6 protein-coding genes and 1 pseudogene are annotated in these 10,072 nt (G+C 73.9%); 6 read left to right on the top strand and 1 reads right to left on the bottom strand.

Annotated elements, in window-relative coordinates; translation table 11 throughout:
* Positions 1 to 357 precede the first annotated feature (357 nt).
* On the bottom strand, positions 358 to 1,557 hold the full coding sequence (metK, locus tag ABZ924_RS35010) for a methionine adenosyltransferase (RefSeq protein ID WP_361919158.1): 1,200 nt from the start codon (positions 1,555 to 1,557) through the stop codon (positions 358 to 360).
* Between the two features lie 204 nt (positions 1,558 to 1,761).
* On the opposite strand from metK, the gene ABZ924_RS35005 reads away from it, so the two are divergent.
* The 6 genes and pseudogenes from ABZ924_RS35005 to ABZ924_RS34980 form a co-directional block, all read left to right on the top strand.
* Complete coding sequence (locus tag ABZ924_RS35005; RefSeq protein ID WP_361919156.1) at positions 1,762 to 2,334, top strand: hypothetical protein; 573 nt, start codon at positions 1,762 to 1,764, stop codon at positions 2,332 to 2,334.
* Positions 2,335 to 2,563: 229 nt separating this feature from the next.
* The gene (locus ABZ924_RS35000; protein WP_361919154.1) at positions 2,564 to 3,484 is read left to right on the top strand and encodes an ACP S-malonyltransferase; all 921 of its coding nucleotides are present in this window, start codon (positions 2,564 to 2,566) and stop codon (positions 3,482 to 3,484) included.
* 1 nt (position 3,485) lies between these two features.
* Positions 3,486 to 5,081 (top strand): AMP-binding protein, encoded by a 1,596-nt coding sequence (locus ABZ924_RS34995; RefSeq protein WP_361919152.1) that lies wholly within the window; start codon positions 3,486 to 3,488, stop codon positions 5,079 to 5,081.
* Positions 5,082 to 5,153: 72 nt separating this feature from the next.
* Positions 5,154 to 6,668 (top strand): AMP-binding protein, encoded by a 1,515-nt coding sequence (locus ABZ924_RS34990; protein ID WP_361919150.1) that lies wholly within the window; start codon positions 5,154 to 5,156, stop codon positions 6,666 to 6,668.
* Positions 6,665 to 7,939 carry a type III PLP-dependent enzyme gene (locus tag ABZ924_RS34985; protein WP_361919148.1) on the top strand — a complete coding sequence of 425 codons (1,275 nt, stop codon included), beginning with the start codon at positions 6,665 to 6,667 and terminating at the stop codon, positions 7,937 to 7,939. The genes ABZ924_RS34990 and ABZ924_RS34985 overlap by 4 nt, the downstream gene beginning before the upstream one ends.
* A 43-nt stretch (positions 7,940 to 7,982) precedes the next feature.
* A pseudogene (locus ABZ924_RS34980) lies at positions 7,983 to 10,072 on the top strand (beta-ketoacyl synthase N-terminal-like domain-containing protein); the annotation flags it as partial.

The following is a 10,072-nucleotide window of genomic DNA, read 5'->3' as shown; positions in this document are numbered from 1 at the left end:
CCCCCCCCCGCGGGGGGGGGGGGGCGGGGGGGGGGGGGGGGCCCCCCCCCCTGCCCGGCGGAGCCGGGTTCCTCGGGGCGCCGCCCCGAACCCCGCGCCTCAGACGCCGGCGGGGCTGAGATTGCCGACCCTCGTCTTCGAAAGTACGGCCGGGTTGCTGGGGCGCCGCCCCAAACCTCGTGCCTCAAACGCCGGCGGGGCTGAGATTGCCGACCCTCGTCTTCGAAAGTACGGCCGGGTTGCTGGGGCGCCGCCCCAGACCCCGCGCCTCAAACGCCGGCGGGGCTGAAATGCCGGGGACGGGGGTGAGCCCCCCGGGCCGGGGATCGGGGCCGAGCCCAGGGGCCAGGGGCGGGGTCAGGAGTGGGCGGCGGCGCGGAGTTTGTCCGCTCGGTCCGTGGATTCCCAGGTGAAGGCCTCGGCGGTGCGGCCGAAGTGGCCGTACGCGGCGGTGCCGGCGTAGATCGGCCGCAGCAGGTCCAGGTCCCGGATGATCGCGGCCGGTCGGAGGTCGAAGACCTCCGAGACCGCCTGCTGGATCCGCTCCACCGGGACGGTCTCGGTGCCGAAGGTCTCGATGAACAGCCCGACCGGCTCGGCCTTGCCGATCGCGTACGCGACCTGCGCCTCGCAGCGGCGCGCGAGTCCGGCGGCGACGACGTTCTTCGCGACCCAGCGCATCGCGTAGGCAGCCGAACGGTCCACCTTCGACGGGTCCTTGCCCGAGAACGCACCGCCGCCGTGCCGGGCGTAGCCCCCGTACGTGTCCACGATGATCTTGCGGCCCGTCAGGCCCGCGTCGCCCATCGGGCCGCCGATCTCGAAGCGCCCGGTCGGGTTGACCAGCAGCCGGTAGCCCTCGGTGTCGAGGTCGAGGTCGAGGGCCGCGAGCTCCGGCTCGACGACGTACTCGCGGATGTCGGGCGCGAGCAGGGTCTCGAGGTCGATGTCGGCGGCGTGCTGGGTGGAGACGACGACCGTGTCGAGCCGGACCGGCCGGTCGCCGTCGTACTCCAGGGTGACCTGCGTCTTGCCGTCGGGCCGCAGATAGGCGAGCCGCCCGGCCTTGCGCACGGCGGCCAGCCGGCGCGACAGCCGGTGCGCGAGGGCGATCGGCAGCGGCATCAGCTCGGGGGTGTCGTCGCAGGCGTAGCCGAACATCAGGCCCTGGTCGCCGGCGCCCTGCTTGTCGAGCTCGTCCTCCTCGCCCTCGACGCGCGATTCGTAGGCGGTGTCGACGCCCTGCGCGATGTCCGGGGACTGCGCGCCGATGGACACCGAGACGCCGCAGGAGGCGCCGTCGAAGCCCTTGGCGGAGGAGTCGTAGCCGATGTCGAGGATCGTCTTGCGGACGATCGCGGGGATGTCGGCGTACGCGGTCGTGGTGACCTCGCCCGCGATGTGGACCTGGCCGGTGGTGATGAGGGTCTCCACCGCGACGCGGGCGGAGCGGTCCTGCTCCAGCAGGGCGTCGAGAATGGCGTCGCTGATCTGGTCGGCGATCTTGTCGGGATGGCCCTCGGTCACCGACTCCGAAGTGAACAGTCGACGGGACACACGTTCCTCCAGCGGGGACGGCAGCGTTGCGAAGTGAATTTCCGCCAGAACGTGCAGGCGGTGGCTTGGGAGGGGCTAAAGCCGTGCTGCGGCCGCCGCCCGCCGGCCTGGGGCGCGGCCGGTGCGGCGCGACCCGGCGGACCGTCCGCTTTAGCGCCGTCTTAGGCGGGACTGACGCAATGGACGGTAAGAAAGGAGCTTTCCATGACCCGCTATCTGATCAGCTTCGCTCCCTGGATCGCCTACGCCTGCATCGCCACGAGCGACGAGTGGCGCAGCGGTGCCCAATGGGGACTGGCGATTGCCCTGATCGTGCTGTTCAAGGGCAACCGCTCGGGCAAGAAGTGGGACGAGATGGTGATCGAGCTGAGCGCGGCCGTGTTCTTCGCGGGTATCACCTGGCTCTCCTACAAGCAGCCCGATTCCTCCCTCATCCCCTACGGCCCGGCTCTCGTCGACGTGTGGCTGGCCGCCACCGCCTTCGGCTCGCTGCTGATCGCGAAGCCCTTCACGCTGGGCATCGCGCGCACCATGGTGCCCAAGGAGGTGTGGAAGTCCCCCGTCTTCCACCGCACCAACACCGTCATCACCCTGGTCTGGGGGCTGTCGTTCGGTGCCGCGGCCGTGCTGCTGTGGCTGCTGATCGACTGGGACCCCAAGGCCACCGCCATCGCCATCGCCATCAAGGTGGTCACCTTCGTGATCCCGGTGATGTTCACGATCCGCTACCCCGCCGTGGTCCGCGCCCGGCAGGGCCACGCCCAGCCGACCAGGTAAAGCGCCGCGGGTCCCGCTCCGGTGCCGCGACGCCGCAGTCCTCGAGGAGGACGGCGGCGTCGCGGTGCTGTGTCCGGGTCCGGGGCCGCCGTGTGCACGGGTGCGGCCGCCACCCCTACCGGTGGCCGGTTAAGGGTGGCGCACGGGGCGGGATAGGGGTTGGTCGGGCCCTGGGCAGGACCTAGAAAGGTGCGGACGACGCCAGTTCGCGACAAGACAGGTTTCTGCGATGACCACGGCGATGGTGTTTCCCGGAATGGGCCCGGTCACCTTCAAGGAGCTCGGCCGCTTCCTCCTGATGAATTCCCGTGCCAAGGAGCTTCTCGGCCAGGCCGACGAGGCGTTGGGCTACGGCCTTTTCGAGGCGTTCCGCACCTCCGAGGAGGCCTATTCCGAGGCCGCCCAGGTGGCCTTCATGGTCGCCTGCACGGCGCTCGCCGACTGGGCGGCCGACGAGCTCGGCGCCGAGCCGGTGGTGTGCGCCGGCCCCAGCTTCGGCGAGAAGCCGCTGATCGGCTGGTCCGGAGCGCTGGACTTCCCCGACGCGGTGCGCATGACGGCGGGTCTGGCCCGGTGCACCGCCGCCTACTTCGCCGCGGAGCACCGCGACGTGGTCACCCAGTCCTTCGTACGGGCGCCGGCCGGCCCGCTGGCCGAGCTGCTGGCCTCGATGTCGGCGCGCGGGATCTGGCACGAGGTGTCGTGCCTGCTCGACGACGGCTTCCAGATGATCTCGCTGCACGAGCGGGACCTGGAGGAGTTCCAGCGGCAGTTGCGCGCGATCCGCTCGCTGCCGCTGTACACGATGCGCCCGCCGATGCACTCCTCGCTGTTCACCGGGCTGCGCGCGGCCGCCGCCCGTGAGGTGATCGACGCGCTGCCGCTGCGGGCCCCGCGGCTGCCGGTCCTCGCCGACCAGGACGGCCGGGAGCTGACCGGTGCGGAGGAGCTGCGGGCGATGCTGCTCGACCACTTCGTGCAGCCCGTCGACTGGCCGGCCGTACTGGGCGCGCTGCGCGGGCGCGGCGTGGAGCGGCTGGTGATCGCCGGCCCGGATTCCCTGTTCGGCCGGGTCGAGGGCGCCGTCAAGCACTTCGAGGTGGTGGCCGCGGACCCGCGGGCCGCCCTGCGCGTCAGGAGCGTGGCCTGAAATGACCCTCATATCCCCGGAGTCGGCGGCGCCGGCCGGATCCGCCGTCCCGTCCCTGGAGGGGACCCTGCACGGCCGGTTCCTGCGCGGTCTGGCGGCCGGCCCCGACCGGCCCGCGTTCCGGCTGCCCGGCACCGGCGCCGTCAGCTACGCCGAGGCCCATGCCACGGCCCTGGCCTGGGCGGGCGCCCTGCGCGCCGCCCACGGCGGCCGGGCGCCGCGCAGTGTCGCCGTCCTCGCGACGAAGAGCTTCGAGGCGTACGTCGGCCTGCTCGCCGCGCTCTACCTGGGCGCCACCGCCGTCCCCGTGCACCCCGGCTTCCCGGCCGCCCGCAACGCGGCCGTGCTGCGCGCCTCGCGCGCCGAGGCCGTCGTCACCGACGCGGCCGGGGCCCGCCTGGTCGCCGGGTACGGCGTGCCGGGCCTGGCCGTGCTCGCCGTCGGCGCCCCCGAGGCCCCCGGTGTGATCACCCGGGCGCCGCGCGAGGAGGCCCTGGGCGCCCCGCTCGGCGCCGCCCCCGACGACGTCGCGTACATCCTGTTCACCTCCGGCTCCACCGGCGAGCCCAAGGGCGTACCGACCACCCACCGGGCGGCCGACAGCTACTTCACGACGCTGGACGGGCGCTACGGCTTCGGGCCCGACGACGTGTTCTCGCAGACCTTCGACCTCACCTTCGACTGCGCGATGTTCGACCTGTTCTGCGCCTGGGGCGCGGGCGGCTGCGTCGTGCCGCTGCCGCTGTCGGCGTACCGGTCGCTGCCGGAGTTCTTCGCCGCCGAGGGCATGACCGTCTGGTTCGCGACCCCCGGCTCGGTGGCCCTGGCCCGCCGCTCGGGCGCGCTCGCACCGGGCGCGTTCCCGACGCTGCGGCGCTCCTTGTTCGCGGGCGAGCCGCTGCTGCGCGGCGACGCCGAGGAATGGCGGGCCGCGGCCCCGCACTCCACCGTCGAGAACCTGTACGGGCCCACCGAGCTCACCATCACGGTCACGGCGCACGTGCTGTCCCCCGCCACCCCGGACGAGCGCTACGTCAACGACATCGTCCCGATCGGCGCAGTCCACCCCGCCCTGGACCACCTGCTGCTCGCCCCCGACGGCTCCCTCGCCGAGCCCGACGGCTCGGGCGCGGCCGAGGGCGAACTGTGCATCACGGGGCCGCAGATGTGCTCCGGCTACCTGGACCCCGCCCACGACGAGGGCCGCTTCCTGACGCACGCCGGCCGGCGCTGGTACCGCACCGGCGACCGGGTGCGCCGGTACGCGGACGGCGAGATCAGCTACCTCGGCCGCGCCGACGACCAAGTGCAGGTCCAGGGCTGGCGGGTGGAGCTGTCCGAGGTCAGCCACGCCCTGCGCCGGCTGCCCGGCATCGAGGACGCCGTCACCGTGGCGGTCCCCGCCGGCGGCAGCAGCGAACTGGCCGCCTTCTACACCGGCACCGCGCAGCGCCCGGCCGACCTGGCCCGGCAGCTGACCGCAGCCCTGCCCAAGGCGCTGGTGCCGCGGCTGATCCAGCACGTGGACCAGTTCCCCATGAACGCCAACCGGAAGATCGACCGGTCCGCCCTCAGGGCCCGCGCCGCGCAGTCGTGACGCCGCTCAGTCGTGACCTGCCCGCCGCCCCGCAGCCCCGCCGCCCGGCGATTGTCTGACAAGGAGAAGTCCGTGGCCGACCAGCCCACCGAAACCCCCGCAGCCCGCCTGCTGCACCAGCTGCTCGACGCCTCCGCGGCCCCGCGCCCGGAGCAGATCGCCGTGCGCGACTCCCGGGACGCCTGGACCTGGGAGGCCCTCGTCCGGCAGAGCCACGCGGCCGCCGACTGGCTGCGCCGCCAGGGCGTGCGCCCGGGCGACCGGATCGTGGCCCGGCTGCCCAACATCCGCGAGACGGTCGCCCTGCTGTACGCGGCCTCGCGCTGCGGGGCGGCGCTGGTGCCGATCAGCGCCGAGATGAAGGAGTTCCACCTGCGGGCGGTCATCGCCAACTGCGAGCCGCGCCTGGTCGTCGTCACCGACGGCTTCGGGGAGAAGGTCGCCGCCCTCACCGACCGGCCCGTCCACGAGATCGGCGCGATCTGGGCCGACCTGGACCACACCGCGGTGATCCCGGACGCCGAGCAGGACCACCCGGTCACCGAGCCCGCCGTGCTCATCTACACCTCCGGCTCCACCGCCACCCCCAAGGGCATCATCTGCCCGCACGCGCAGATGTCCTTCGCGGCGGCGTCCATCAACGCCGTCCTGGGCTACCGCAGCGACGACACCGTCTTCGTCCGCGTCCCGCTCTCCTTCGACTACGGCCTCTTCCAGGTGCTGCTGTGCTGCCTGTCCGGCGCCGAACTGGTGCTGGCCGACGGCGAGGCCGACTCCAAGCTCCACCTGCTGATCCGCGAGAGCGGCGCCACCGTGCTGCCGCTGGTGCCCTCGCTCGGCGGCCCGCTGATCCGGCTCGCCGACCGCGACCCGCGCCCGACGAAGCTGCGCATGTTCACCAGCACCGGCGCCGCCCTGGAGCAGCGCATCATCGACGGCCTGTGGCGCTGCTTCCCCGAGGCCAAGGTCGTCCGGATGTACGGCATCTCGGAGTGCAAGCGGATCACGATCATGCCGCCGGCCGAGGACCACGAGCGCCCGGGCTCCTCGGGCAAGCCGATCCCCGGCACCGAGATCGCCATCCTCGACGCGGACGGCCGCGAGGTCCCGGCGGGCGAGAGCGGCGAGATCACCGTGACCGGCCCGCACGTCATGGCCGGCTACTGGCGGCTGCCCGAGATCACCGAGAAGACCTTCCGCACCGATCCGGCCACCGGCACCACGCGCCTGCACACCGGCGACTACGGCCGCGTCGACGCCGACGGCTACCTCTACTTCGAGGGCCGCCGCGACGACATGTTCAAGCGCAAGGGCATGCGCGTGTCGACGATCGAGATCGAGGCCGCCGCCATGGACATCCCCGGCGTGCGCAACGCGGCCGCCCTCAAGCCGACCGCCGACCGCGACCTGATGATCTTCATCGAGTCGGACACGGTCACCCCGCAGGGCGTCCTGCGCGAGCTCGCCCAGCGCCTGGAGACCGTCAAGGTCCCGGCGATGTGCAAGGTGATCGAGCAGTTCCCGCTGACCTCCAACGGCAAGAACGCCAAGCAGCAGCTCGCCGCACTGCTGGAGGGCTCCAAGTGACCGGGCCCGGCGACCGGGAGCTCGTGGCCCGCCACGGCTCCCCGCTGTACGTGTACGACCTGGACCGGGCCGTCGCCGCCCGCGACGCGCTGCGCGAGGCCCTGCCCGAGTCGTTCACCCTGTTCTACTCGCTGAAGGCCAACCCGCACCCCGGCCTGGTCCGGGCCCTCGCCGAGGGCCCGGGCGGCTGCCGGGCCGAGGTGTGCTCGCCGGGCGAGCTGGCGAACGCCCTCGAAGCGGGCCAGGAGCCCGGCCGGATCCTGTACTCGGGCCCCGGCAAGACGGCCGAGGAGATGACGGCCGCCCTGGCCGCCGGCGTACGGACCTTCTCCGTGGAGTCCCTGGGCGACCTGGAGCGCCTCGGTGCACAGGCCACCGCCCTGGGCGCCGTCGCCGAGGTCCTCGTACGGGTCAACAGCGCGGCCGCCGCGGCCACCACCAGCATCCGGATGACGGGTACGCCCTCGCAGTTCGGCATCGACGCCGAGACCCTGCCGGAGCTGATGCCCCGGCTGCTGGCCGTACCCGGCACCCGGGTCGTCGGCGCGCACTTCTTCCCGTTGAGCAACTCCCGCGACGAGGACAGCCTGATCGCCGAGTTCACGGCGACCATCGAGTCCGCGGCCCGCCTGGAGCGCGAGTACGGCCTGCCGCTGCAGGTCCTCGACATCGGCGGCGGATTCGCCGCGCCCTACTCGGTGCCGGGCGAGCGGCCCGTGTACACGCTGCTGCGCACCGCGCTGGAGAAGGCCCTCGACGAGCACCTGCCGCGCTGGCGGGACGGCTCGCTCGAGATCGCCTGCGAGTCGGGCCGCTACCTGGCGGGCGACTGCGGGCGGCTCCTGACCACCGTGACCAACGTCAAGCACAGTCGCGGCAAGACGTTCGCGATCCTCGACGCCGGCATCAACACCCTCGGCGGCATGGCTGGACTGGGCCGGCTGCTGCCGCTGGCCGTCGAGCCGCGCTCCGGCGGTACGGACGGGGGCCCGGACGGCGGCGCCGACGGCGGCCCCGAGCTGGCGAACGTGGTGCTGGCCGGACCGCTGTGCACCCCCGGCGACCAGCTGGCGAAGGCCGCCCGGATCCCGGCGCCCGTCCCCGGCGACGTACTCGCCGTCCCCAACGTGGGCGCGTACGGCCCCACCGCCAGCCTGCTGCTCTTCCTGGGCCGTCCGGCCCCGGCGGAGCTCCTCCTCCGCGACGGCGAGGTGGTCTCCGCCTCTCGTTTGATCACCTCCCGCGCAGAAATCGACACTGGAGCCCGGTGACATGACCGCATCCGCATCCTCCCCCTCCCCCTCCCCGTCCCTGTCGCCGCTCGCCGCCGAACTGTCCGGGCTGGCGCAGGGCGAGCAGCTCCGTCGACTGCTCGCGGTGGTCCGGCAGGAGGCGGACGCGGCCCTGCGCAAGGCGGGCCGGGAACCGGCCGGGCCGCTCGACGCGGACCTGCCGTTCCTGCGCCTCGGCTTCGACTCACTGGCCGTCGTCGACCTGCACCGCAGGCTCGGCGACGCCCTCGGCGTCGACCTGCCCGTCTCCATCGCCTTCGACCACCCCACCCCGCGGGCCCTGGCCCGCCGCCTGCTGTGGGACGTCCTCGGCATCGACGCCGCCGCCGGCGACGCGGACGGCTCCGCCGTGCCCGCGACGCTGCGCGGCGCCGCGGCCGCGGCCGCCGACGAGCCGCTCGCCGTCGTCGGCATGGCCTGCCGCTACCCGGGCGGCATCGCCTCGCCCGAGCAGCTGTGGGAGCTCGTCGCCGCCGGCGGCGACGCGATCGGCCCCCTGCCCGACGACCGCGGCTGGGACGTCGAGAACCTGTACGACCCGGACCCGGACGCGCCCGGCAAGACGTACGCCCGCGAAGGCGGATTCCTGTACGGGGCAGCCGAGTTCGACGCCGACTTCTTCGGCATCAGCCCCCGCGAGGCCGCCTCCATGGACCCCCAGCAGCGGTTGACGCTGGAGACCTCCTGGGAGGCCCTGGAGCGCGCGGGCATCGACCCGCACGCGCTGCGCGGCAGCAGCACAGGCGTGTTCGTCGGCGCCGAGCCGCAGGAGTACGGGCCGCTGCTGCACCAGGCACCCGAGGGGTACGAGGGCTACCTGCTGACCGGCAGCGCCACCAGCGTCATCTCCGGGCGCGTCGCCTACGCCCTCGGCCTCGAGGGCCCCACCCTCACCGTTGACACCGCCTGCTCCTCCTCCCTGGTCGCCCTGCACCTGGCCGCCGCCGCCCTGCGCAGCGGCGAGTGCTCCCTCGTCCTCGCCGGCGGTGTCGCGGTCATGTCCAGCCCCGGCACGTTCACCGCGTTCAGCCGGCAGCGCGGCCTGGCCCCCGACGGCCGCTGCAAGCCCTTCGCGGAGGCCGCCGACGGCACCGGCTGGGCCGAGGGCGCCGGCATGCTCGTCCTGGAACGGCTCAGTGACGCCCGCCGCCGCGGCCACCGGGTCCTGGCGGTCCTGCGCGGCTCCGCCGTCAACCAGGACGGCGCCAGCAACGGCCTCACCGCCCCCAACGGGCCCGCCCAGCAGCGCCTGATCGAGCAGGCCCTGGCCGTCAGCGGCCTGCGCGGCGCCGACGTGGACTCCGTCGAGGCGCACGGCACCGGCACCCGGCTCGGCGACCCGATCGAAGCGGGCGCGCTGCTCGCGACGTACGGGCGCGACCGGGCGGAGGACCGGCCGCTGTGGCTGGGCTCGGTGAAGTCCAACCTGGGGCACACCCAGGCCGCCGCCGGTGTCGCCGGCGTCATCAAGATGGTCGAGGCGCTGCGGCACGAGCGGCTGCCGAAGACACTGGGCGTGGACGCCCCGACCAGCCACGTCGACTGGTCGGCCGGCACGGTCCGGCTGCTCACCGAGGCCCGGGACTGGCCCGCGGACGGCGAGCGGGTCCGGCGCGCGGGCGTCTCGTCGTTCGGCATCAGCGGTACGAACGCCCACGTCATCGTGGAGGAGGCCCCGGCGCAGCAGCCTGAGACCGCTCCTGCCCCGGCCGTCCTGCCGGTGGTGCCGTGGCTGGTCTCCGCCAAGACCCCCGAGGCCCTGCGCGAACAGGCCGCGCAGCTGCGCGAGTCCCTGGACTCCGCCCCCGCGGACGGGTGGGACGAGCACGCCGTCGCCACGGCCCTCGCCACCCAGCGCGCCGCCTTCGAGCACCGCGCGGCCGTGGTGGCCGCCGACCGCGACGGGCTGCTGGCCGGCCTGGAGGCCGTCGCCGCGGGCGCGGCCCCGATCGCGGGCTCCCCGGTCGGCGGCCAGACGGCCTTCCTGTTCACGGGGCAGGGCAGCCAGCGGGCGGGCATGGGGCGCGAGCTGTATGCGCAGTACCCGGTGTTCGCGGGTGCGCTGGACGAGGTGTGCGCGGCCTTCGATGAGCATCTTGAGCGGCCGTTGAA

Source organism: Streptomyces sp. NPDC046876 (assembly GCF_040645035.1).
In the GTDB taxonomy this organism is placed as follows: domain Bacteria; phylum Actinomycetota; class Actinomycetes; order Streptomycetales; family Streptomycetaceae; genus Streptomyces.
Note: the sequence above shows the minus strand (reverse complement) of the source record. Positions and strands in the feature narration are given on the sequence as shown.